Raw genomic sequence first — 25,195 nt, forward strand, 5'->3', positions numbered from 1 at the left:
CTTTAAAAGCCAAACATACCCTTCAATTTTTTGACACCTTCCAACATACCATTGACTGGGTTGTTTGCAGAAGGCGTGTCGTTGGCTGGGTTGTTCGCAGAGGGCTTGCCCAAGTCATGGGAAGCATCCGCTTCACTTGGCTTGTTGTCATCCACAACGTTTTTCATGCCGCTCATGCATGATCGAATACTCTCAGCGCTGGTCTTGCCAGTGTAGCTGCGGCCCTCGCATTCTTTGCGGCGTTTTTCCTCGCGATAAACCTTGGCTTCTGCCGGACAGTATGCAGACAGCTGCTGATAATTATTGCTGTTGAGTCCCTTGCAAATTGTCTTGGTGGTGGCAGCCATATCCAGCTTGCACTCTTTAGCGATGGAAGCACTTTTTGATTGTTGATCATGCTGAAGTAGCAGGGCATATATTTGCGCATCTTTGGAGGCATCCTTGCGCACGTTATCGCACAATTTTTTGCGCTGGTCGGCGCAGTTGGAAAAGATGTGATCAGCACTGCCAATCCAGGCAGCCGTGCTGTCGTAAGCTGAAGTGTCACACATTTGCGCTTTTGCTTTAACAAGCATCTCTTCCGAATCACAAGCTCCTCCAATGCGCTTGCCGCTGAAAGCCATGTTCATGTTAAAGTCTTGGCCTCCTGATTTGCCTGATAGCTGCATCTTGCCTGCATAGCTGTTGGAGGTAGCAGTTTGCTCGCCACTGCCTGTCATTACCTCCCCGTTATGGTCGCAACGTGCCTTCCACAAGACTTTATTACCGACGGTTTTGATGTCAGACATCTGGCAGTTCTTGTCGCCAGAAGTCTTTCTGGGATCGCTTTCCCCGCCTTTGGCCAAGCACACCTTCGTCGTAGTGGCGGGCATCGCGAAAGGCATGCCAGGAATTTCCATTTTGGAAGAGATTTCCCAGTATTCACCAGGTGCGGCATATGCTACAGCACCCAACATACTGATCATCATGACTAGAATGGCGGTAAAGTATTTGTTCATGATCGTTCCATAAAAATGATTGGTTGCTGAAAGATTATAAATCTAAGCCTGGCTGCGCGTTGAATTTTACCCGCTTCTCAACTTACCCTGTAAGTTCAAGTTCGAAGTACAACAGCTAGAGGAAGCTTACTATAGCGCATCGCTTTTCCGAGGAATACCCTATTCTATTTGCAAAAATCAGTCTTCCAAGGAAGTGCATGAGTGAGCAAACAGGGTTTTGTCGATGTTCATTCATCGACAGCCTCCGGCAGAAAAATCGGGAGGCGACTAGACGCTCTGCGCCGTTCAAATCGTAAACATCCTTCATTGCTTGGAATTCTGAGTCCAACATGGCTTTCAGCGATTCGTCTTTTCGTTTAACCGGGCAGCAATGAGTTAAATTCGGAGTTGGGTGCACGATTGAGTAATGCCTCGACCGCGCTCGCTGCCGGAACCTGCTCATACAGTACGCTGTAAACCGCCGCACAAATCGGCATGTCTACACCCAGGCGTTGCGCCAGGTGGTGCACTTCTCTCACGGTATACACTCCCTCCGCCACGTGACCCAGTTGGCTCAGGATGTCCGGCAACGCCTGCTGTTGTGCCAGCAAAATACCTACCTGTCGGTTACGAGACAAATCTCCGGTGCAAGTCAAAATTAAATCGCCGGCGCCAGACAACCCGCTCAAAGTTTCCGCACGCACACCCATTTTTAATCCCAGTCTGGTCATTTCTGCCAAGCCGCGCGTAATCAACCCGGCACGTGCATTTTGCCCATAACCCATGCCTTCGGCGATGCCAGCGGCAATAGCCAGCACGTTCTTGACAGCGCCACCCACCTCTACACCCATCACATCGGTGCTCGAGTAGATACGCAAGGACGAATGATGCAAGGATTGCGCCACCTGCTTGGCAAATTCTCCATCACTAGATGCCAAAATCAGAGCCGTGGGAAGCCTACGCGCCACTTCTAAAGCGAAACTCGGCCCGGACAGCACGCCACAAGAGAAATTTTGCGGTAAGATTTCTGCGGCCACTTGATGCGGCAGCTGTGTGGTACCCGCCTCGAAGCCCTTGCACGCCCAGATTACCGGGATTGGTATGGAAATTGTCGCGATCTTCTGTAGCGTGGCACGCAGTGCAGCAATGGGCACAGCAACCAATATTAATTCCGCACTCGTGAATGCGGCATGCAAGTCAGCAGTAAGGTTCAGCTCCTGCGGCAATGGAATTTCCGGCAGATAACGCTGATTGTAGCCGGTGGCACGCATTGCTTCGATTTGTGCCGCATCGCACGCCCACAATGTGACGCGATGACGCGCAGACAAATTGATAGCCAGCGCACTGCCCCATGCGCCAGCACCCAGTATAGTAATGTTCATCTTATAAAGAAACGGATGGCTAATCGCCCCACACTTCGGTTGCCCTCACATAGCCCATCATGCCATCCGGGTGACGTACTTTGACCCAACCATTGCCCGAGCTTTCCAACCATTCCAGCGCTACTTGCTGACGTGTATTAAACGCTACCGGTGCATCCGTCTCTGCCGACTGATACACCGTGGCAAGTGGTGTCATCACTGCCACATAGCGCTTGCTGTTTAAGGCTTGTTTTTCTATCCAAGCCAAACTACCGGAGCTGTCACGTACTTTAACCCAATCATCCAGGCTAACTACCTGCTCCAACGGCAAGTAACGGTTAACCACAAAGATTTTTTTTGCTTTAAGCGAGGGCGCATCATAAAGAATGGCGGAACTGACCGCGACAGACGCATAGTCCAGCGCATGCGCGGAACCTGCTGCTGTAACTAAAGCAATAAACAGGGTTAAAGTAACAGACAATTTCATTTTCAATGCTGGGTATTCGTTGCGGCCTGTGCCTGTGCTAGCTGCTGTTTCTGCTGCTGGTACAACGCTTCGAAATTGATCGGATTGAGCAACACGGGCGTAAACCCGGCGTGAATCGCCATATTGGATACCACTTCCCGAAGATAGGGATAAAGAATATTAGGGCAGATGATCGCCAACACCGACTCCAGCTCGTCCGGTGGCAAATTGCGCACTTGGAAAATACCGGCCTGTTTGGCCTCGATCAGGAACATCACTTTGTCCTTTTCCGGTAGCTTGGCGGTAACTGTAACAGTGACGGTTACTTCATATAGGCCCTCTTCCATAAAATGACTCTGAGTATTTAATTGCAGCTCAATATTCGGATTTTCGCGTTCCAAAAAAATACTCGGCGCATTAGGGCTTTCCAGCGACAGGTCTTTCACATACAGTTTCTCGATATTGAATAGGGGTTGTTGCTGTTCGGATGCGGCTTCTTCACTCATTAGATTTATCCTTCATTTTTAAATTAACTATTCAATAACTGACTTAATTCACCACTATGCTCCAACGCCACCAAGTTATCGTAAGTACCAACAAGGCGTGTGCCTATGTAAATTTGCGGCACGGTGCGACACCCGGTAATTTCCATCATTAGCCGACGTTGCTCCGGTTGCAGATCCACACGTATTTTTTCAATTTCCGTTACACCTCGGGCGCGCAACAGCCGCTCGGCCAGCACGCAATACGGACATACTGCAGTGCAATACATTAATACCTTGGGCATCGCTATTTTTTCAATGGCAAGCCAGCCTTTTGCCAAGCCGACACGCCACCCACCAAATTATACGCCAACTCAAATCCATGCTTGTTTAGCAGCACACATGCTGCAGATGAGCGTAGACCACTGCTGTCCATCACTACGATGGGTTGCGTACGATAGCGTTCTAATTCTCCAATGCTCTCATCAAGCTTGCCAAACGGAATTTGTTTCGCATTCAGGACATGCCCGGCATTAAATTCTGCCGCTTCGCGCACGTCCAGAACTAATGCATTCTTGTAGTTGATCAGTTGCAGAGCGGCAGCACTGCTGACTTCTTTTACTCCACGTATGCTGTTGCCAATAAACGACCATAGCAACATCAATCCGCTACTTACCGCCACTAAAATCATCCAGATATTATCTTGCATGAACTGCATGCTGCCGCTCCTCGTATTTTTGGAGGGCAAATTCTAGCAGAGCAGCGAAGTTCTCGGGGTTTTTCTGTGCCAACGCACTCAATTCTTTACACATCGCCTGGAAATCATCGGGATATGACCAGATAGCACGTTCCATCTGCAATTGTGCCGCCGCCTGCTCACCGGACAGCGCCATCAGCAACGCCTCGCGATACACCACTAAACTAATCGGTGCAAAAGACATCACTCTCTCATTCAATATACGCTTGTCAGCGGAATAGTCGGCCACCCCCTTGATCCTGCCACTCCTGAACAAATCAAAGTAAGGACCCAGCGGGGTTTGCACATCTGCCACCGTTAAATTCTCACGCCAAAAATACCCGTCTTTACTTACGCCCTGCCCCAGTCCCCTTAGCATTTCCAGATTACGGTAGCTCTGCAACATGTGCACTAAAGAGAACGCCCCCAACAACAGTATGGCCACCAGCGCCAAGCGTCCCATACCGCGTAATTTCAAGCGATAAATGGTGGTATCCAGCATGCCCAGAGTAAGCGCCGCCACCCCAAGAAAATAGGCATACCATAACGGATATTCCAACAGGCTGTGTATAGCCAACACGCCAAGCAAGGCGTATCCCCACCAATGGTAAACGGTACGCTGTGAACGACCACATTGAATTAGCCACATCGCCAGCATACCCAACAGGATAAGCAAGCCAGCCAAGCCCATTTCTGCGGCAATCTGCAATACCAATGAATGCGCATTATTATATAGACCGACAATGCTGGTGTTCTGCAAAACCGGGCCGAGCTGAAAATGTTGCCATGCGAACTGGCCAAAACCCGCCCCCAGCAGAGGAAACTGGGTAAATATTTGCCATCCTTCTCGCCACAAATACAACCGGATGCTGCCGCCAGTCCCTTCACCAAACAGACGCCGCATCGTGGTAATACTACCAGCCGCTCCTTCCAGCCAAGGAATTTGCACCACTCCATGCATCAAACCGAAGCCCAGCAACAGCAACAAGGTATAACGCAAAAGGGGTAAACAAGACTTATCGCTACGCTGCCACAGCCAGGCCATGCCCGTCATAAGCAGCAAATACAACCAGACGCTACGCGAGCCGCTCAATACCAGAACAAATAGTAGCGGCATGGCCAACAGCGCAACATACCGTACGCGTAGCAGGCCGCGCATGTGCAGCAAACCCAATGAGATTAATCCCAGTGTAATGTAGTTGGCGAAATGGTTGGGCTGAGCCACATTGCCATAGACGGCTACGGAAATCTTGACGGTAACCACGGCATCCAAAAAAGTATGCCAGCGATAATGTTGCAATATGCCGGCCAGAGCATTGAGTTCAGCCCCCACCAGCAGAAATGAAGCCAGCGCTGTCACCAATGCAGGCAAACCAAATTCCTCACGCAGGCGTTGACCGAGCATCATGAGTAGCGCCGCCCATAGCAAGTACAGAGCGAGTAACAAAATCTGATCAAAGTAGCTCACCCTGCCCAGCACAAACTGCATCATGCCTAACAGTAACAGCCCTATGGGCAACAAAACGATGAGTGGAAGTTGCGGTTGTAGCCAATAACGTTTTGTCATCAGCAAAGGCATGGCGCATAGCCCAAGAACAGCGGCACTCCATTCCTGATAAAACGTAGTGAGCGGATAGGCATGGTAATAATACAAAAACGGCAACACCCACATTAACCCGGCGAATGCCAGGCTAATGTGGGCGATACTGGGCAAACGATCTCCTCATTCTCTATTTAATGGATGGCATAACGAACAGAATATAAAAAAGAGGGGCTAAGGTTTGATGCGATAAAATCGCGTCTCCAGCGTTTTCCCTTTTACATCTTCTAAGCGAGCATTCATGGCAAGCCCCAACTTTTCTAATCGGTCATCTGGATGAGGATGTGTTTTGAACAGCAGTGCCACACTGCCGTCATCTTTGGAAAAATGACCTATTTGCTGTAGCACTTCGGGCAACGCAAAGGCATCATAACCGGCGCGCGCGGCAAGCACCACCGCGATGCGGTCAGCCTCAAACTCAGCATTTTTGTCGAGCGAACGTGCCACAATTTCCGCACCGTTACCAATCAGTTTCTGTACTTTGTCATTACCGCCGACCTGCTTGGAAATTAATTTTCCGCCCAAATCTATCAGGCTGCTTTTCTGTAAAATTTTTAAATGATGCTTACGGATGACATGGCCGATTTCGTGCCCCAGCACACCGGCCAGCTCTGCCTCATTTTGCAATAAGCTATACAGCCCGCGAGTCAGGAAAATATAACCTCCCGGTGCGGCAAAAGCATTGACATCACTCGATTCAATCACACCGAAATGCCAGGCCAAATCGGGACGCTCGCTTTGATTTGCCACCCAACGCCCGACATTATTGACATAATTCTGCAAGCTCTGGTCTTTGACAAGCGCGGATGCACCCAGCAAGTTGCCCGCAATTTGTCGCCCTATTGTAATTTCTTCTTCCTGCGAAATTCCGACAAGCCCTAACAATGCACTACTCGTTGCGGCGTCAGATTTTTCTTCAATCTTTTTTTGCACGCCATCCTTAAGTATTTTCTTGAATTCCTCCTCGAAATAAAAGCTCCAGGCAGCACTACAAAGCAGCGTCAATATCGTAACCGACAAGTATTTCATTATCGCTTTCATCAGAGCGATCCTTTATTCTGGGGAGACATCTGGGGGAGGAAGGTAATCGAACTTACGCGCAACCAGCTTCCCTTGAGTGGCGAACACCTGGGCTTCAGCTCGGTTTATCGCATACGACTCGACCAGATTCAGTTCGGTCTCATTATATTTAACGGACTGCAATTCTACTTCGTCAAGTCCGCGGATACCTGTAGTGGCAACTATTTTTCCTGTTCCTGCACGCCCCGACGCCATGCCCAAGAGTCCGCTTATATCACCAGAATCCTTACGCATTTCACCTTTTCGAATATTCAACATATGCACCCAGCCCTTGCCCTTTGGACTTTTTATTTGTAACCAACCGCCATTTTTCTTAACAATTTCCACTTTATCGCCAACCGATAGCGTGGCAATTGTTTTAGCATCTCGGAACGGCTCGGCCTTGATTCCATCGGACCTGATCACACTTCCTGTTTCAGCGGCAAATGCAGGCATAGCCAGTAAAGCGACTAGTACAATTCCTAACCTGATCGAATTCATAGTGCCTTTTTTTGTTGTTCATTCCAGCGCAGCAATGCTTCAGCAAACATTACGCGCCAACAATCGCGCGCCTCTTTGCCCCCAGAAATTTTCCCTTGATGTACAAACCAACTAACCGCAATGTCAGGGGCAATTATACATTTGCTTACCAGTTGCGGGAACGCAGCGATCACCGCTGCAACATCCTCTATCACCCGTGCAGCACCATTCGCATCTTCCTGATCTACTATCCAGGAAATCGAGAATGTCTTTTCGAATAAATCCCACAAGCCTTTTTGATAACCTCTCAACACTTCTACACTTTTCTGTTCAGTTCCCGTATTTTCAAGGCCGTAGCGGATTTTTTCCATCATTGCATCGGTCAGTATATTTTGAGCTACGTCAAGGCGAATTAATAACAATGTGGCATGTAATTCACCCTGACGCTCGCTGGAAACACGCACCATGCTTTGTTCCAGTATCTTGCCAGTGGCGGCAGAATACACACGTGCAATAGCAAAATAAATCAGACCTAATGTTACCGACCCGGTGATGTTGATGTAGGTGTCGGCAAAGTTAATGCTGGCATAAGAAATACCAATCAATATAAATTGCGACGCGCCAAATAAAAGGTCTATTTTGCTGCGCCCGACATTGTTATAAAAGCCCCAAGCTGTGGCCCAAATAATGCACAGTGTTATTAAAAGATAAATCTCGCGTGCTTCAGGAAAACGCAGATAATCATTATGTTTAAAATTATCTATAGCGGTAGCAAGAATTTCCACGCCCGGGTGCATTTTGCTCATAGGCGTGGGTTTAATGTCAAACAAACTAGGCGCAGTAGAACCAATAATGACGATTTTGTTTTTGAATTCGTCTTGCGGGCGCTTTTTTTCCTTACTGCCCATATCCGTGAACACGTCGTGGAAACTGACATATTGATACGAAAATGGCGGGCCGCGCCAATTGAGCAGAACGCGTTGTGCAGCAGGCTCAGTCCAGCCGAGATCACGCGCCACTCGCGTTGGCAGTGACGGCAATTTCCATCCATAATCGTCACGGTAGACACTATACTGTCGCACAATGCCATCCGCGTCGGGATAGATATTATGCAACCCAAGACGCCCACCTTTAAGTGCTGCCGGAAATTGTGGCAGTACCACAGCGATAGTGGCCTCCAGCTGAGCATCATTGAATAGCGGCACAACACCGGGAATCATGGCAGGCTTCACCAGGCTCAAGGGATCACTTGACGGATCAAGACGCAGCAAGGGGAAATAAGTATTGTTTGTGGCAGCAACAGCGGAGTCAAAATAAGCATCGCTGTCAGGATTGTATATGTCAGCATCGCTGAACAAGATGTCGAACACTATTGCTTTAGGTTGCTGCTTTTCGACCTGCTCGAGAAACTCCCCCAGCACTTGGCGCGGCCAAGGCCAACGCCCGTAGTCTTTGGCCATAGCGGCGAGGCTGGCCTCATTGATGTCCACGATTACAATATCGCTATCAGGCTTGGGCACAATGATGCGGTAGCGCACCATCGCATCAAAAGCCTGCTGACGCATACCAGAAATGATATGCAATTGCATGGTATCCAACACGGCAAATAACGTGAATAGTGCTGCAAGATAAAGATAGAATTTTTTTTGCCAAAACTTGGCGAGCAGCGCGGAGGATTTGGAATAAGCCAAACGCAGCCGATTAGTGAAATAAATATTAAGATTCATCGCAAAAATCCAATATTGATATCGTATCGCTCTGTTTTACGCATTTTGAATGGCGCATTCAAATCAACTTAATAAGTTACAAATTATGTAAGATTACAGAGAACATGGCGTCACACTCCAAAATACTATCCTCCGAATGCTCACACGAAACCAGCCGATACAGAATTCGCCGCAAATGATTTCTATCAGCTTGAGAGTGCGCGAGTCACCAACACGGTAATAACGAAACTTGCAGAACATCGTCATCTCTATGTTATTTCATTGCATTTTCAAAATTTTTTTACCGTTATTCTTTACGGTTAACATCGTGCGAAGCCCAGAATGCCTGGCAGTCAAGAAATCAGCTAAAATAGTACCCTTAAATCAGTAGCCAATTAATATTTAAACTATCCAAAGTCCGGTATGAAAATCACCCCTGTCCTCCTACTCATCCTCGACGGCTTCGGCCACAGTGAAGAAACTGACCACAATGCTATCGCCCATGCGCACAAACCAAACTGGGACAGACTATGGCATGACTATCCCCACACGCTGATCCGTACATCTGAATTATCGGTAGGCCTTCCGCAAGGCCAGATGGGAAACTCTGAAGTTGGCCATCTCAATATCGGCGCAGGTCGCGTGATATACCAGGAACTCTCACGGGTGGATGCAGCCATTCAGGACGGAAGCTTCTACAGTAATCCGGCATTCATGCAAGCAATTGAACATGCCAAGCAGCATAACACTGCACTACATATCATGGGGCTGCTGTCACCCGGCGGGGTGCATAGTCACGAAGATCATATCCACGCCATGTTGGAACTGGCAGCGCGCGCTGGACTCCGCAAAATATTTATCCATGCCTTTCTCGATGGTCGTGACACACCGCCGCGAAGCGCCGCACATTCACTACAACGACTGCAGGAAAAATGTGTCACATTGGGCGTTGGGCGTATTGCTTCCATAATCGGCCGCTATTATGCAATGGACCGAGATAACCGCTGGGAACGAGTGCAGGAGGCCTATGACTTATTGACTCAAGGCAAGGCTGAGTTCCGCTCATCTGATGCTCAGGATGGATTGCAGCAAGCCTATGCACGCGGAGAAAATGACGAGTTCGTTAAAGCAACTATCATCACCTCATCCACTGAACCACCCGTTACCATGCAGAACGGAGACGTCGCGGTATTCATGAACTACCGCGCCGACCGCGCACGCCAATTAACCCGCGCACTGACCGATCCGACGTTTGATAGCTTTACGCGTGCATATTTTCCCAAGCTGGCGAGCTTTGTCACACTGAGCAGCTATGGTGAGGACTTTCATCTCTCAGCGGCATTCATGTCCACAGCCATCCACAATTGTTTTGGCGAGTATCTTTCCGACTTGGGGCTGAAACAATTACGCATCGCAGAAACGGAAAAATATGCCCATGTCACCTATTTTTTCAATGGCGGCAAGGAGCATCCTTACCCCGGCGAGGACCGTATCCTGGTGCCATCCCCCAAAGTGGCAACCTATGACCTCAAACCAGAAATGAGTGCTTTTGAGGTTACTGACAAACTGGAAGCGGCCATTCGTAGCGGACAGTATCAAGCCATGATCTGTAATTATGCCAACGGCGACATGGTCGGCCATAGCGGCATTATGGAAGCGGCAGTCAAGGCCATTGAAGCCTTGGATGTATGTATCGGGCGGGTAGTAAACACCATGCTGGAATATGGCGGTGAGGTGCTGATTACCGCTGATCACGGCAATGCCGAGCAGATGCTGGATCGCACTACGCAACAAGCACATACCGCACATACACTTAACTTGGTGCCATTGTTGTATATAGGTCGTAAGGCGCAAATAGCTGACAGTGGCTCGCTTCAGGATGTTACTCCAACTTTGCTCGCCATGATGGGTCTGCCACAACCGCCTGAAATGACAGGCCAGTCGCTTATCTCAATCCAGTGACCGCACTGATCCGCCACGCGTTTCTGCTGTATATCTGCTGGATGGCAGGCATAAACAGCACTCATGCCTTACAGCAGGAAGAGCTGGACAACCTGCGCAAGCAAATCTCTGTGCTACAGAAGGAATTGGAAAAAACCACTGAGTCTCAATCCGAAGCAACAGACGAACTTCGTGAATCAGAACGCGCTATCAGCAATAGCAAGCGCAAGCTGGCTGAGCTGTCATCGCAACACCGTGCCGCAGACCACACCTTGGAGAAGTTGCAACAGCAAGCGCAGCAACTGGAAAGAGATATGCAGACCCAGCAAACAATGCTCAGCAAACTCCTCTACCAGCAATATTTGGGCGGCAAACAAGAATACTTCAAGCTGTTGCTCAACAATCATGACCCCGATCAAGCCGCACGTGAAATGCGCTATTATGAATATATCGCGCGCGGCCGTTCGAATTGGCTCAATATGTTACGCGTAAATCTTGCGCAGCTAAATGAGGTCGTCCAACTCACTCAACAAAAGAGCGGTGAAATTGCGGCGCTGCAAGCAGAAGAAAATGCGCAGCAGAAAATCTTGGAAAAGGACAAGCTTGCGCGTCAGCAAGTAATCAATCAGTTTGCCCAACAACTTAAACAACAGCGCCACGAAATTGGTCGCCTGCAACGCGACGAAAACCGCTTGTCACAACTGGTGGCCAAGCTCTCCAAAATGTTGACGCAGAAAAAAGGCAAAGGGGTATTCAACAATGATAAATTGCCTGATAATCGCTTCGATGGCAAGCCGTTCGAGCAACTTAAAGGCAAGCTAACGCTGCCGGTCATGGGTGAGGTGGTCAATAAATTCGGCAGCGCACGTCCAGACAGTACCGTACTTTGGAGAGGTTTACTATTACGCGCAGCAAACGGTCAACCAGTGAAATCGGTAGCGGCCGGACGTGTCGTATTTGCCGATTGGTTGCGCGGCTTCGGGAACTTATTGATCATTGATCATGGCAAAGGCTACATGAGCTTGTACGGCAATAATGAAACGCTATACAAACAAGTAGGTGACATCTTGCGTGGGGGCGACACCGTAGCGGCCGTTGGCAACAGCGGCGGAAATGAAGATTCCGGTGTATACTTTGAGCTGCGCCACAGGGGCGAGCCTCTAGACCCTATAAAGTGGATAGCCCGATGAAATCACTCATGAAGAATCATGTTGCAACAAAACAACTTTAGAGGTCATACATGCGTAGTCGTATTGAAAAAATTGGATTAATCGGACTAGGGCTGATCGCAGGTGTGTTGATCAGCCTGCAATTCTCTGCTATCGCGGATAAGGACAGCGCTGAGCCGCTGCCGATTGAAGAGCTGCGTGCCTTCTCAGAGGTGTTTGGCCGCATCAAGAGTGACTATGTAGAGCCGGTCACCGACAAAAAATTGATCACCGAAGCCATCACCGGCATGCTGACCGGCTTGGATCCGCACTCCGCCTACCTGGATGCCGATGCGTTCAAGGAACTACAAATCGGTACACAAGGCGAATTTGGCGGTTTAGGCATTGAGGTAGGGATGGAAGACGGACTGGTGAAAGTAATTTCGCCAATTGAAGATTCTCCTGCCTATCATGCAGGCATGAAGAGCGGCGATCTGATCATCAAACTCGACGACGTGATGGTGAAGAGCCTGACGCTGGGTGATGCGGTTAAGCGCATGCGCGGCAAGCCAGGCAGCAAAATTATCTTGACCGTGATTCGCAAGGACGCACCCAAACCGTTGACCTTTACGTTAACTCGCGCCATTATTAAAGTGCAAAGTGTAAAGTCCAAGCTGATCGAACCTGGCTATGCTTTTATTCGCATCACCCAATTTCAGGAACACACTGGCGAGAATCTCGCCACTGCGCTTAACAACCTGTTCAAACAGAACCAAGGCACTATGAAAGGCTTGGTATTGGATCTACGTAACGATCCAGGTGGCTTGCTCAATAGTTCAGTAGCAGCATCTGCCGCCTTCCTGCCCAAGGATGCTCTAGTGGTATATACCGAAGGGCGTAACTCAGATGCTAAGATGCGCCTGACCGCCGTTCCTAATGACTATCTGCGCAACAACGAAAAAGATTACCTGAAAAATCTACCTGCGGCAGTCAAGACCGTGCCGATGATCGTGCTGGTGAATGGCGGCTCTGCCTCCGCTTCAGAAATCGTGGCAGGTGCGTTACAAGATCATAAACGCGCTGTCATCATGGGTACCCAAACCTTTGGCAAAGGCTCAGTACAGTCAGTTCTGCCGCTAGGCAACAATACCGCCATCAAGCTCACTACAGCGCGTTATTTCACCCCTGGTGGCCGCTCTATCCAAGCCAAGGGTATCGTCCCTGACATCGTAGTGGAAGACCCGGCAACTATCGATCAAGATCAAACCTTCCGCATGCGCGAGGCCGATTTGGAGCGTCACTTGAGCAACAGTCAAGAAGTTGATGTGAAGGCTGGCGTCACCGTAAAGCCCACAACTCCGGCTCCGGCTACGCCAACTAAATCACCGACCAAACGCGAGGAAGGCGATACAGCAAAACCCAAAATGCTCGAGTTCGGATCAAAAGAAGATTACCAATTACATCAAGCTTTAAATTTGTTAAAGGGTATGAATATATTGCAAGGGAAGTAAGCGAATAACAATAACTTTCTTCTCTTCCATATCGCATGAATGACGAACAGTTACTGCGCTATAGCCGCCACATCCTGTTGCCTGACATTGGCATCGAAGGGCAACAGAAATTACGGGATGCGCACGCACTGATAATAGGTGCAGGCGGACTCGGTTCTCCCGCTGCCATGTACCTTGCCTCCAGCGGCGTTGGCACCTTGACTCTGTGCGACGGTGACACTGTAGACCTGACCAATCTGCAACGCCAAATCGTACACCGCACTTCCAGCATCGGAATGGCTAAGGTAGATTCTGCCCATACCTCGCTCGCTGAAATCAATCCCGATGTTCGCGTCATAGCGCTGAATGAACGCGCAGATCAAACGCGTTTATTTGAACTAATTGACCAAGCCGATGTAGTACTCGATTGCAGCGATAACTTCGCTACGCGCTATGCGCTTAACCAAGTTTGCGTGCAACTAAAAAAACCTTTTGTATCCGGCGCGGCTACCCGTTTTGACGGCCAAGTAGCCGTATTTGACATGCGCCATCCTCACAGCCCTTGCTATCACTGCCTGTATCCTGAACAGTCTGATGCTTTAGAAACACGTTGCGCGGTAATGGGAGTATTTGCCCCACTAGTCGGCATTATCGGTAGCATGCAAGCCGCTGAGGCACTCAAGTTATTGATGGGAATAGGTACGCTACTGTGTAGCAGATTGCTGGTAACAGATTTGCTGCATATGGAACTGCGCACTGTTAAGTTGAAAAAAGATCCAGCTTGCCTAATTTGTGGCACGCCATAAAATATAGCGTCTAACAGAAAATCTCTGTCTTTGATAAAAGACAGCTTGTCTAAGTTTTTGGCCAATTCCCAGAGACCAAAACGTAAATCCCTTTAATTTTTGTACGAGCAGATGTCCTGATTGTTAAAATGAGGCCCAAAAATGGATGTCTCATTTACTTACGCTACTCACTTGCATGACGTACTCCGTATCGAGAAATTATCCGGGCTGGCTAAAATAAATAGCCACCCCGGATAAATAACTGCACCAAATCTATATTGTGTGACGCTATGAGCAAAAAAAGCAGTTTCGATAGTTAAATGATTCTTTTTAAAATTTAATTAGTCAATTTTTGAAAAGCATCTATTCCGAACTGCCAACAATGCAAAAATCCAACAATGACGATTATGGCTTATTAAAAAGTTTGCCAATTTCTTGATGAGCAAGCTGTTCCATATTCTGGGGAAATGAACCACGAGCTGAAAGCGCTCTAAGAACTAAATGTGCCGGAAGTGTAGATAAGGTCATCGGTGGGCGCACAGGGTCCTGACCACCAGTCGTACCTTCGTCTTCTATCCCTGCAACAATGCCAACGTTACCTACTACTTTTGTTACTGCGTGATAGTCCTTTTGGTCTTTTAATGCATGGATAATTGCGACTTGAGTATTAACGATGCCAATCAATAATTCTGTCAGATCTTTTTCGGTTATTACAGCCATAATACATCCTTTAAAAATTAAATATTAAGTAACAGTGTTAAGCAAACGGCATCCATAAATCATATGGAAACGTTAGTATTTTACACTTCAGATTACTTTAACTCACCATTCTGTAGAAATCAATAATCTAAAATCATAGCCCCACATAGTTCAGCGATTGAAGAAACTGTCCTGCATTCTGATATCCTATTATACGGCGGACGTCCTGCTCGCGCCCTTGCGCATCAAAAAACAGAATGGCGGGCGGCCCGAATAACTCAAAACGTTTTAGCAGCGCTTTATCTTCGTCGTTATTAGCAGTGACGTCGACTTGTAGCAATACAGCGCTTTTCAATTTAGCCTGAACCTGAGCATCGGTAAACGTGTAGCGCTCCATCTCCTTGCACGATATGCACCAATCTGCGTAGAAATCCAGCATCACAGTCTTGCCATTCGCCTGTGCAATTCTGGCATCCAGTTCAGCCACATTCTTTACCCGCACAAATTGCAGAGTCGAGGCCGCTGCTGCCTGGCCATTACCAAATGCTGCCAATGGACGCAGGATATCGCGTGCGCCGGAGAGTGCGCCGATCAAGTAGGCGCTGCCAAGCAAAAGCGCGAGTATGCCGATGCCTTTCCATAGCTTCTGCCAACCTGAGGCGTTGTTTGGCAGCGCATCCAGCGCGTGCATATAAATGGCGGAAAGCACTAGCAGTGCCGCCCACAGTAACATCTGTATGCTCAGCGGGATCAGCGTTGAAATGAGCCAGATCGCGAGCGCCAGCATTAACACGCCAAAGAAACGCTTGATCGCTTCCATCCATGCGCCCGCCTTGGGCAATAACGCGCCAGCTGATGCGCCGATCAATAGCAATGGCAAGCCCATGCCCATTGCAAGTGCGAACAACGCTGTTCCGCCCAGCCAGGCGTCATGCGTCTGCCCGATATACAGCAGAGCAGCCGCCATCGGCGCGGCGACGCATGGACTGACGATAACAGCAGATAGCGCACCCATCACGAACACGCCGCTCAGATGGCCGCCATGCAAGCGGTTACTGGTATTGGTCAATTTACTTTGCAGGGCAGCGGGAAGTTGTAGCTCGTAAAAACCGAACATCGATAAAGACAGCAACACGAACACGGCAGCAAAGCTGCCCAGCGCCCAAGGGGTTTGTAGCGCGCTGGATAATAGCGTACCGGACAAACCAGCGGCTACGCCGATCGCTGCATAGGTTAACGCCATGCCGAGCACGTAGGCAAGCGACAAGAGGAAGCCGTGCATTTTAGTGGGATGTGAGCTGCGACCTACGATGATGCCGGAAAGAATGGGAATCATCGGCAGCATGCAGGGAGTAAACGCAAGCAGCAGCCCGGCGCCAAAGAAAAATGTCACGATCAACCAAAAGCTACCTTGCTTGAATAGTTTGGCGAGCTGCGTACTTTCAGAATCATCAGGCATTGCAACACCTTGCGCCACCTGCGGCGAGGCTTGTATCTGTGGCGTTGTTGTTGCGAGACTTGCCTTGGGTAGCACGATACTGAACTGCTTATCTATCGGCGCATAGCACAGATCGTTTTCTTTGCACCCTTGATAACTGGCTGCCAGCGTAATATCCTGAGCTTTATCGGTGTTACGCTCCAGCGTAATCACCGCTTGGAAGGGCTGATGGAATACCGCCATATCACCAAAGTTGGGGTCAGATTTCATTTCCCCTTTTGGCATGGACACATTCGTAATTTTTACGCCCGCAACCTTTGCGGAATCCCCCGATATAGTGAAACGAACTTTGTCACGATATAAATAGTAGCCGGGCGTGATCTTGAAATTGGCAAGCAGGGTGGATGCATCGCGCACGCTGACTTCCAGCCCGAAGGCCTTATCCGGAGACAAAATGACATTTTGCTTCGCGCCACCTAGCAACGGCAAGCGATCCAGAAAACTTTCCGCGTGGGATAGCGGAGCCAAGCATAACAATATCAGTAATAAGAGACGCATCGCTTTCAAAACCTTTGTGGGTGTTACCGATAAATCAGTAAGTTTACTAATCAAATTCCTCTATTATTTCTTTATGGAAACAGCGGATGTTCTATTTTCAAATGGCTGAAAGGTGAACATCGTATCCAAAACAACCTTCGCCCCTACTCCTTCCAACCTCACATTGTCAGAGCAGGCCGCCAGAATGTGGAGATGTTTCTTGCATGATCCACTGTAGATAACCGGGCAACCCTGCGTTAATCGAGACAGCAATGATCTCGGGAAGTTCATAGGGATGATGTGAACGGATAACAGCCTCAAGCTGTGGGTAGGCGGAGCGAGTAGTTTTGATCAGCAGCGGCACCTCACTAGCCGTCTCTATTTCTCCCTGCCAGCGATAGACCGAGGTGCATTCCGCCAGCATATTGATGCATGCGGCAGCCCGACTTTCAATCAAAGCATTGGCCACACGCTGGGCACTCTCACGATTCGGCAAATTGGTTAGGACTAGAAGAATTTCGTCCATCAGCTTTATGCCGCTTTCACATTAGCGCAACGAACCCCCAATTGCAGCAATTCATCCCACACGTTACCGCGGCGCAAACCCTTAACCACCTTGTCCACGTGCGCGGCCTGACGCAAGGCGCGCTCGGCTATAGCTGGGGTGAAACGCCGCACAGCGCGCTCTACGAACTTTTGGCGTGCGCCCCATACACGCGCATCGCGTAGCGCAGAAGACAAATTGCCACTGTGCTGCATGGCGCATAACACCTTGCTCAGCGTGCGAATATCTTCGGCCAGCGCCCACAGTATCAGTACAGCAGCCGTGCCTTCTGCACGCAGGCCATCGAGGATGTGCGCATATCGCGCTACATCACCCGCCAGCATGGCCTCGGATAACTTGAACACGTCGTAACGCGCCACATCCATTACAGAGTCCTTCACCTGTTCGAAAGATAATGGCCCGACGGGGAATAGCAGGGCAAGCTTTTGGATTTCCTGATAAGCCGCCAGCAGATTCCCTTCCACCCGTTCCGCAAGAAACACCAAAGTGTCCATATCAGCGGATTGATTCTGCCGTTTCAATCGGCTCGCAATCCAGGCCGGCAGTGCATTCAGTGCAATTTCCTCAGAGGCGATGATCACCCCCTGTGCTGACAGTGCGGTGAACCATTTGCTGCCCAAGGCAGTCTTGTCCAATCGTGGCAGCGATACCAAGGTAACTGTATCAGCGTTCAATTTCTGGCAATAATCCTGCAAAGCCTGCGCACCTTCCACACCCGGCTTGCCGGATGGAATACGCAGATCCACCAGCTTGCGCGTGGAGAAGAGCGATAAGCTTTGCGCGCTGTTGCGCAACTCTGCCCACTTGAAACCCGGCTCAGCTATTAACACTTCACGTTCTGTATAACCCGCCATGCGTGCAGCAGCACGGATGGCATCGGCAGCCTCGATAGCCAGCAGCAATGCATCGCCATGTATGACATACAGCGGTGCAAGTCCTTGGGTAAGGTGGTACGACAAATCCTCCCCAGAAAGCTTCATGGTCGATGAACTAGCTTCATTGTGGTGATGGCGGCGCCTTGGCAAGACTCAAGCGACGTAATATCTGCTGAACCGCGTCCTTGCGCATGTCTTGATAAAGTAGCGTCTCCTCCATTTCCTTAGCAAGAACCTGTGTGTTGTCATACGATAAATAACGCTGTAGCACAATTTCATCTGCGGGAACCCATTCATCCAGTTTGATATCGTAAGCACGTAACGAAACACGATAATTCAATTGATATTCGCGCACACGGCCGGCATCGCTCAAGGAAAGTATCTGCTTGCTCATAGTTTCGGAAACGATATGCAGCGTCAGTTGCGCGTTTTCGGACGAGTCAACGAGCTTTACGTTATATAACTGAACAGTACGTTTTAAATCAATAATGAAGGGCGCATTGGCATTAGGTGACAGTATGAATAATGTCTGAAATGGGAACGCAAATCCCCCTTGTCCGCGCAAATGAAAGCCGCACGCAGCCAACAGCAACGTGAGCATCAACAGCGGTAATATCAGCAGATTTTTGCGCATTGGCATCTTTCCATAGGTTAGATTACTACGTTGATCAAGCGCCCAGGTACCACTATGATTTTTTTGGCAATTTGGCCGGCTAATAATTTTTCAACGGACGGATAAGTTAAAGCCAGCTGTTTGAGCATGGCATGATCCGCATCTTTCGCAACGCGCAACTTACCGCGCAACTTCCCATTGACTTGAATCATCAAGTCGATTTCATCTTGTATTAATGCAGCTTCATCCACTTCTGGCCAAGGCGCGGACAGAATATCATCGCCGTAACCCAACTCTTGCCAGAGAGTTTGCGTAATGTGCGGTGCAATAGGGGAAAGCAGGCGCAGCAGGATACTGAGTCCATTTGTCATCGCAACTGCTTTTGTATTCATATCAGACGTAACAATGACCATTTGTTGCTCTAACGCTTTCAAAATTTTCATGCAAGCTGACGCCACAGTATTGAATTGCAAACGCTGCAGGTCAAAATTTGCTTGTTTAAGTGCTAGATGCATCTCTCTATAAACATCCCTTTGTTCATTATTCAATGCCTTCAAGCAATATCCACCAGACTCTTGTTTACTGCGGCTTTGGTAAACCCCAATCTCATTTTTATTTGAATAAGCGAAATTCCATACCCGTCTCAGGAAACGGAACGCACCTTCCACACCAGCGTCAGACCACTCCAGCGTTTGCTCCGGCGGCGCTGCAAATATTATAAAGAAGCGCGCAGTGTCGGCGCCATATTGGTCAATGATGACCTGTGGGTCTACGCCGTTGTTTTTGGATTTGGACATTTTCTCTGTACCGCCAATAACGACCGGTTGGCCGTCGGAACGCAGCTTGGCACCAACCGGGCGTCCCCGCGAGTCCGTCTCTATATCCACATCGGCAGGATTGATCCACAATTTTTTGCCCGCCACGCCTTCGCGGAAAAAAGTTGGCGCAATCACCATGCCTTGCGTGAGCAAGTTAGTAAACGGTTCATCAACGGATTTTGGCCGCAACGTTCGTTCTTCTTTTTCCTGTGATACTGAGGTAAGGGTAGTCTCGCCAAATAATCCCGCATCGCGCATCAGCTTGTTAAAAAAACGTGCATACAGCAAATGCAGGATGGCGTGCTCAATACCGCCGACATATTGATCAACAGGCAACCAGTATTGGGCACGTTCGTCTACCATACCCGTGGTGCAACCGGGGCTGGTGTAGCGCGCGTAATACCAGGACGATTCGACGAAGGTATCCATAGTGTCGGTCTCGCGCTTTGCCGCGCCACCACATTGCGGGCAAGTGGTTTCGTAAAATTCCGGCATCTTCGCCAGCGGCGAGCCGGCGCCATCTGGCACCACGTTCTCGGGCAGCACCACGGGTAACTGATCGTCCGGCACAACCACATCGCCACAGGTGGCGCAATGGATGATCGGAATCGGGCAACCCCAGTAACGCTGACGCGAGATGCCCCAGTCGCGCAGACGGAACTGGGTGCGCTTCTGGCCTAGGCCTTTGGCTTGCAGGTCGGCAGAAATCGCGTCAAAGGCTTGCTGGAAATCGAGTCCGTCGTACTTGCCGGAGTTGATGCAAGTCGTTCCTTTATTGCTCCAGCTTTCCAATCTTGCTGTTTCCAGAAGATCGTCGACGTGCTTTTGCAATGCTGAAAGATCAAAGGAGCTAATTTCGCCTATCGCATTTGAAACGCCAATATCCAGCGCTCTTTGTTTCGTAAATGGTATCCCTTGTTTGGATGCTGCTGTTTCAAGAGCTTCAAGATCTTGTATAAGTCCTGGCGTGGGAATAACTACTTTTTCTGGAAGATTATATTTTTGAGCAAACACTGCGTCTCGCTCATCATGCGCCGGAACCGCCATTACCGCGCCTTCGCCATAGCCCATAAGCACATAATTGGCGATCCAAACCGGCAGTTGCTCGCCGTTGAGAGGGTGTGTGACGAACAAACCGGTATTCATGCCTTTCTTTTCCATCGTCGCCATGTCGGCTTCAGCCGTGCCGCCATGCTTGCATTCAGCAATGAACTCAGCCAACTTTGGATTGCTTGCTGCGGCTTGGGTCGCCAATGGATGTTCCGCAGCCACCGCGACATAAGTCGCACCCATTAAGGTATCAGGACGAGTGGTATATACCTTGAGCACGCCCGTCGTGCCGATGCTCGCTTCATCATAGGGAAAATACACTTCGCAACCGTAGCTCTTGCCAATCCAGTTGCGCTGCATGGTCTTAACCTGTTCCGGCCAGCCTTCCAGTTGATCCAGATCGGCAAGCAACTCTTCGGCATATTCAGTAATGCGCATGAAATACATCGGGATGTCGCGTTTTTCCACCAGCGCGCCGGAACGCCAGCCGCGCCCATCGATCACCTGTTCATTGGCCAACACGGTGTGATCGACCGGATCCCAGTTCACCGAAGACGTCTTCTTGTAAATCAACCCTTTCTGAAACAGGCGTGTGAACAACCATTGCTCCCAGCAGTAATAATCCGGTTGGCAAGTCGTCACTTCACGCGACCAGTCAACGCCAAGTCCCAGGCTCTGTAGCTGCGTGCGCATGACGTCAATATTGGAATAAGTCCACGCGGCGGGCGGTACGTTGTTGGCCAAGGCAGCATTCTCAGCGGGCAGACCAAAGGCATCCCAGCCCATCGGTTGCATTACGTTAAAGCCCTTCATGCGGTGATAACGCGATAGCACATCACCGATAGTATAGTTACGCACATGCCCCATGTGCAGCTTGCCGGAAGGGTAAGGAAACATCGACAGACAATAATATTTGGGTTTTTCAGATTGATCCTCCGCGCGGAAGGTCAACTTCTCCTTCCAATATTGTTGCGCGACCACTTCGATATTTTTCGGTTTATAATCCTGTTGCATTTTAATTTCTGCGTTAGTTCGTCCAGTCGACATTATACCGGCATAATCCTGCCCAAGCTGCGCACGAACTGACAGACGCAAACTAACAAAAGACTGCACATATTGGTACGTTAAGATGCCTCGGGATGCGAGGTTCTGCTAAAATGCCGCCGAAATAATTTTTTTAATATCCTTCAGGAGAGTTTTACTATGTCCCGCAAGCACCCCGTGATTGCTGTGACCGGTTCATCGGGCGCCGGCACTACTACCGCCAAACGCGCTTTTGAAAATATTTTCCGCCGTGAGCACATAAACGCCGCCGTGATTGAAGGTGACAGCCTGCACAGTCTGGATCGCATGGAGTTTCGGGCTGCCGTGGCTGAAGCTGGCAAAACAGGCAACCATTCGTTCAGCCACTTTGGACCCGAAGCTAACCATTTCGACAAGATCGAAGAGACCTTCAAGTCGTATGGAGAAACCGGTTCTTGTAAGCGCCGCTATTACATTCATAGCGATGCTGAAGCGAAGGAGCTGAATGCGCGCTTAAACACCAGCTTGAATCCTGGTCAGTTTACACCGTGGGAAGATATTGCGGCCGGTTCCGACCTGCTGTTTTACGAAGGTTTGCACGGCATGGTGAAGACAGATACCGTGGATGCAGCCAAGCATGTTGATTTGAGCATCGGCGTAGTTCCCATCGTCAATCTGGAGTGGATACAGAAAATCCATCGTGATCAAGCTGAACGTGGCTATTCCGCTGAAGCGACGGTCGATACGATCCTGCGCCGCATGCCGGACTATATAAATTTCATCACACCCCAATTTTCACGTACTGATATTAATTTTCAGCGCGTGTCTACGGTGGATACTTCCAATCCTTTCATTGCACGTGATATCCCTACACCGGACGAAAGTTTTGTAGTGATTCGTTTCCGCGATCCCAAGGGCGTGGATTTTTCCTATCTTATTGACATGATTCAATGTTCATTCATGTCGCGCTCGAATACCATTGTGGTACCCGGTGGCAAAATGAGCTTTGCGATGGAAGTGATTCTGGCTCCAATCATGCATGAGATGCTGCAAAACAGAAATAAATAACTTTTTATAATTTGATGTTGGCGGGGAATCAGGCATAGTTTCTGATTCCCCGTTTTGTTTACGGATACCTAATGGATTTTCTTTCCGGCCTTAATCCAGAACAACGCGCTGCTGTTACCCTGCCGGAACAATCGGCGCTGATCCTGGCCGGCGCGGGCAGCGGCAAAACACGCGTACTAACCACACGTATCGCCTGGTTGATCAGCACCGGACAAGTCAGCCCGCATGGCATTCTGGCTGTTACCTTCACTAACAAGGCGGCAAAGGAGATGCTCTTGCGCTTGTCCGCCATGCTGCCGATCAACATACGCGGGCTATGGATGGGCACTTTTCATGGACTGTGTAACCGCATGTTGCGCGCCCATCACCGCGAAGCCATGTTGCCGCAAACTTTCCAGATTCTGGATAGTGCCGACCAGCTTGCTTCCATCAAACGGTTAATGAAAGTGCTGAATGTAGATGACGAAAAATATCCACCACGCGAAATTCAGAACTTTATCAGCGGCAACAAGGAACAAGGCCTGCGCGCGCATGCGGTAGAGGCCTTTGATCCCTACACCCGCCGCAGAGTGGAAATTTTTGCTGCTTATGATGAGCAGTGCCAGCGCGAAGGCGTAGTAGATTTTTCCGAGTTGCTATTGCGTTGCTACGAATTGCTGGCGCGCAATCAACCATTACGGGAGCATTACCAGGCTCGCTTCCGCCACATTTTGGTGGATGAATTTCAGGACACCAACCGCTTGCAATATCAATGGCTCAAATTATTGACTGGGCAACACAATGCCTTGTTTGCGGTGGGTGACGACGACCAATCTATATATGCGTTTCGTGGCGCGAATGTCGGCAATATGCAGGAACTGACGCGTGATTTTCATGTGCAGAATGTAATCAAACTGGAGCAAAACTATCGCTCGCACGGCAACATCCTTGATGCCGCCAATGCACTAATCAAGAATAATCGCAGTCGTCTTGGCAAGAATTTATGGACTTCGGAAAACAAAGGTGAGCCATTACGCGTGTACGAGGCACCCACCGATGCGGAAGAAGCCAGATTCATCGTTGACGAGGTGCGTCAACTCAACCGCGAAGGCATTCATCTGGCCGAGATGGCCGTTTTATACCGTTCCAATGCCCAGTCGCGCGTCATCGAACACGCATTGGTGTCAGCAGGAATAGCCTATCGCGTGTATGGCGGACTGAGGTTTTTCGAAAGACAGGAAATCAAACATGCGCTGGCCTATCTGCGCCTGGTACAAAACGCTGATGACGATAACGCGCTGCTGCGCATCATCAACTTTCCTACGCGTGGCATCGGCACGCGCACTATCGAACAATTACAGGAAGCGGCTCGCACGCAAAATATCAGCCTGTGGCAAGTAGCAAAACAAACGGGCGGCAAGGTGGCGACGTTTGTAAATTTAATCGAAATAATGTACGGCGCCACGCGTGAACTGCCGTTGCCGGAAATCATCGACCATATACTTCTGCACAGCGGATTGCTGGCTCATTATCAAAATGAAACAGGTGTCAAACAACGCGAGGCTCAGGAACGACTGGAAAATCTCAATGAGCTGATCAATGCCGCGACGCTGTTTGTACATGAAAACGAGGACGACAGTCTTACTTCCTTCCTTACGCATGCCGCGCTTGAATCAGGTGAAAGTCAGGCGGAAGCTAACGCGGATGCGCTACACCTGATGACGGTACACTCATCCAAAGGTTTGGAATTTCATACTGTGTTCATGGGTGGGCTGGAAGAGGGCTTATTCCCACACCATAACAGCCGCATGGCGGATGCGGGAGTAGATGAAGAACGTCGCCTGATGTATGTGGCTATCACGCGCGCACGGCGCAGACTGTATCTCACCTTCGCACAAAGTCGTATGTTGCATGGACAGGTGAATTACAACTTGATGTCCAGTTTTTTGCGCGAACTGCCAGAGGAATTATTGCACTGGATCACGCCACGCATAACAGCACGCAATAACTTTAGCTCTTCTGGTTATTCAAGCTCCCTCACTCCCACCTCCCCTATTAACATGAAAGGGCTTGGGGGAGAAAAGAGCCTTGGCGCTCAAAACTCTCCGTGGCATATTAGTCAGGCAGTGCATCACGCCAAATTTGGCGAAGGGGTCATAGTCAACATTGAAGGCGGTGATTCAGATTTACGCGTACAGGTAAATTTTCGCACAACCGGTACGAAGTGGCTGGCGCTGGAATACGCAAAACTCACTCCACTTTAAATAACGGCTAGCATATTGATATATACATCAACAAT

22 protein-coding genes are annotated in these 25,195 nt (G+C 49.4%); 6 read left to right on the forward strand and 16 right to left on the reverse strand.

All coding sequences use genetic code 11. From position 1 onward, the window contains the following. Positions 1 to 2: 2 nt before the first annotated feature. The 10 genes from W01_RS06315 to W01_RS06360 all read right to left on the reverse strand — a co-directional run bounded on the left by W01_RS06315 (position 3) and on the right by W01_RS06360 (position 8,888). Positions 3 to 998 (reverse strand): DUF3617 domain-containing protein, encoded by a 996-nt coding sequence (locus W01_RS06315; protein WP_173053047.1) that lies wholly within the window; start codon positions 996 to 998, stop codon positions 3 to 5. 356 nt (positions 999 to 1,354) lie between these two features. Next, positions 1,355 to 2,359: an NAD(P)H-dependent glycerol-3-phosphate dehydrogenase gene (locus W01_RS06320; RefSeq protein ID WP_173053049.1), complete on the reverse strand. Its 1,005-nt coding sequence runs from the start codon at positions 2,357 to 2,359 to the stop codon at positions 1,355 to 1,357. Between the two features lie 19 nt (positions 2,360 to 2,378). After that, positions 2,379 to 2,825, reverse strand: a complete 447-nt coding sequence (locus W01_RS06325) for an SH3 domain-containing protein (RefSeq protein WP_173053051.1) — start codon at positions 2,823 to 2,825, stop codon at positions 2,379 to 2,381. A gap of 2 nt (positions 2,826 to 2,827) precedes the next feature. Beyond that, the gene (secB, locus tag W01_RS06330; RefSeq protein ID WP_173053053.1) at positions 2,828 to 3,310 is read right to left on the reverse strand and encodes a protein-export chaperone SecB; all 483 of its coding nucleotides are present in this window, start codon (positions 3,308 to 3,310) and stop codon (positions 2,828 to 2,830) included. A gap of 23 nt (positions 3,311 to 3,333) precedes the next feature. Continuing rightward, positions 3,334 to 3,591, reverse strand: a complete 258-nt coding sequence (locus W01_RS06335; protein WP_173055794.1) for a glutaredoxin domain-containing protein — start codon at positions 3,589 to 3,591, stop codon at positions 3,334 to 3,336. Positions 3,592 to 3,593: 2 nt separating this feature from the next. Continuing rightward, a complete protein-coding gene (locus W01_RS06340; protein WP_173053055.1) occupies positions 3,594 to 4,004 on the reverse strand; it encodes a rhodanese-like domain-containing protein in 411 nt (136 codons plus the stop codon). Continuing rightward, on the reverse strand, positions 3,985 to 5,736 hold the full coding sequence (locus W01_RS06345) for a PglL family O-oligosaccharyltransferase (protein WP_173053057.1): 1,752 nt from the start codon (positions 5,734 to 5,736) through the stop codon (positions 3,985 to 3,987). Before W01_RS06345 ends, W01_RS06340 begins: the two co-directional genes overlap by 20 nt. Positions 5,737 to 5,796: 60 nt before the next feature. Next, complete coding sequence (locus tag W01_RS06350) at positions 5,797 to 6,663, reverse strand: M48 family metalloprotease (protein WP_173053059.1); 867 nt, start codon at positions 6,661 to 6,663, stop codon at positions 5,797 to 5,799. A 12-nt stretch (positions 6,664 to 6,675) separates the two neighbouring features. Next, positions 6,676 to 7,182 (reverse strand): SH3 domain-containing protein, encoded by a 507-nt coding sequence (locus tag W01_RS06355; protein WP_173053061.1) that lies wholly within the window; start codon positions 7,180 to 7,182, stop codon positions 6,676 to 6,678. Continuing rightward, positions 7,179 to 8,888, reverse strand: coding sequence for a CHASE2 domain-containing protein (locus tag W01_RS06360; protein WP_173053063.1), 1,710 nt, complete (start codon positions 8,886 to 8,888; stop codon positions 7,179 to 7,181). Before W01_RS06360 ends, W01_RS06355 begins: the two co-directional genes overlap by 4 nt. 402 nt (positions 8,889 to 9,290) lie before the next feature. On the opposite strand from W01_RS06360, the gene gpmI reads away from it, so the two are divergent. The 4 genes from gpmI to W01_RS06380 are packed head-to-tail and all read left to right on the forward strand — an operon-like array spanning position 9,291 to position 14,252. Continuing rightward, on the forward strand, positions 9,291 to 10,829 hold the full coding sequence (gene gpmI / locus W01_RS06365) for a 2,3-bisphosphoglycerate-independent phosphoglycerate mutase (protein ID WP_173053065.1): 1,539 nt from the start codon (positions 9,291 to 9,293) through the stop codon (positions 10,827 to 10,829). A gap of 41 nt (positions 10,830 to 10,870) precedes the next feature. Next, positions 10,871 to 11,998, forward strand: a complete 1,128-nt coding sequence (locus tag W01_RS06370) for a murein hydrolase activator EnvC family protein (RefSeq protein WP_242007058.1) — start codon at positions 10,871 to 10,873, stop codon at positions 11,996 to 11,998. 50 nt (positions 11,999 to 12,048) lie between these two features. Continuing rightward, the gene (locus W01_RS06375) at positions 12,049 to 13,467 is read left to right on the forward strand and encodes a S41 family peptidase (protein WP_173053069.1); all 1,419 of its coding nucleotides are present in this window, start codon (positions 12,049 to 12,051) and stop codon (positions 13,465 to 13,467) included. Between the two features lie 35 nt (positions 13,468 to 13,502). After that, complete coding sequence (locus tag W01_RS06380) at positions 13,503 to 14,252, forward strand: HesA/MoeB/ThiF family protein (RefSeq protein ID WP_173053071.1); 750 nt, start codon at positions 13,503 to 13,505, stop codon at positions 14,250 to 14,252. Between the two features lie 384 nt (positions 14,253 to 14,636). Here W01_RS06380 and W01_RS06385 read toward each other — a convergent pair whose 3' ends face one another. The 6 genes from W01_RS06385 to leuS all read right to left on the reverse strand — a co-directional run bounded on the left by W01_RS06385 (position 14,637) and on the right by leuS (position 21,840). After that, positions 14,637 to 14,951 carry a hypothetical protein gene (locus W01_RS06385; RefSeq protein WP_173053073.1) on the reverse strand — a complete coding sequence of 105 codons (315 nt, stop codon included), beginning with the start codon at positions 14,949 to 14,951 and terminating at the stop codon, positions 14,637 to 14,639. Positions 14,952 to 15,084: 133 nt separating this feature from the next. Then, positions 15,085 to 16,926, reverse strand: coding sequence for a protein-disulfide reductase DsbD (gene dsbD, locus W01_RS06390; RefSeq protein ID WP_173053075.1), 1,842 nt, complete (start codon positions 16,924 to 16,926; stop codon positions 15,085 to 15,087). 166 nt (positions 16,927 to 17,092) lie between these two features. Continuing rightward, the gene (gene cutA / locus W01_RS06395; protein WP_173053077.1) at positions 17,093 to 17,431 is read right to left on the reverse strand and encodes a divalent-cation tolerance protein CutA; all 339 of its coding nucleotides are present in this window, start codon (positions 17,429 to 17,431) and stop codon (positions 17,093 to 17,095) included. A gap of 5 nt (positions 17,432 to 17,436) precedes the next feature. Beyond that, positions 17,437 to 18,450, reverse strand: coding sequence for a DNA polymerase III subunit delta (gene holA / locus W01_RS06400; RefSeq protein ID WP_173053079.1), 1,014 nt, complete (start codon positions 18,448 to 18,450; stop codon positions 17,437 to 17,439). Positions 18,451 to 18,466: 16 nt separating this feature from the next. Then, positions 18,467 to 18,979 carry an LPS-assembly lipoprotein LptE gene (locus tag W01_RS06405; protein ID WP_173053081.1) on the reverse strand — a complete coding sequence of 171 codons (513 nt, stop codon included), beginning with the start codon at positions 18,977 to 18,979 and terminating at the stop codon, positions 18,467 to 18,469. A gap of 17 nt (positions 18,980 to 18,996) precedes the next feature. Then, entirely contained in the window at positions 18,997 to 21,840 is a 2,844-nt protein-coding gene (gene leuS, locus W01_RS06410; protein ID WP_173055796.1) for a leucine--tRNA ligase, read from the reverse strand. 189 nt (positions 21,841 to 22,029) lie between these two features. Here leuS and W01_RS06415 point away from each other — a divergent pair, with 189 nt between their 5' ends. Next, on the forward strand, positions 22,030 to 22,917 hold the full coding sequence (locus W01_RS06415; RefSeq protein ID WP_173053083.1) for a phosphoribulokinase: 888 nt from the start codon (positions 22,030 to 22,032) through the stop codon (positions 22,915 to 22,917). A gap of 71 nt (positions 22,918 to 22,988) precedes the next feature. Next, a complete protein-coding gene (locus W01_RS06420; RefSeq protein ID WP_173053085.1) occupies positions 22,989 to 25,160 on the forward strand; it encodes a UvrD-helicase domain-containing protein in 2,172 nt (723 codons plus the stop codon). The last annotated feature ends 35 nt before the right edge of the window (positions 25,161 to 25,195 follow it).

This window comes from Candidatus Nitrotoga sp. AM1P (genome assembly GCF_013168275.1).
GTDB lineage: Bacteria > Pseudomonadota > Gammaproteobacteria > Burkholderiales > Gallionellaceae > Nitrotoga.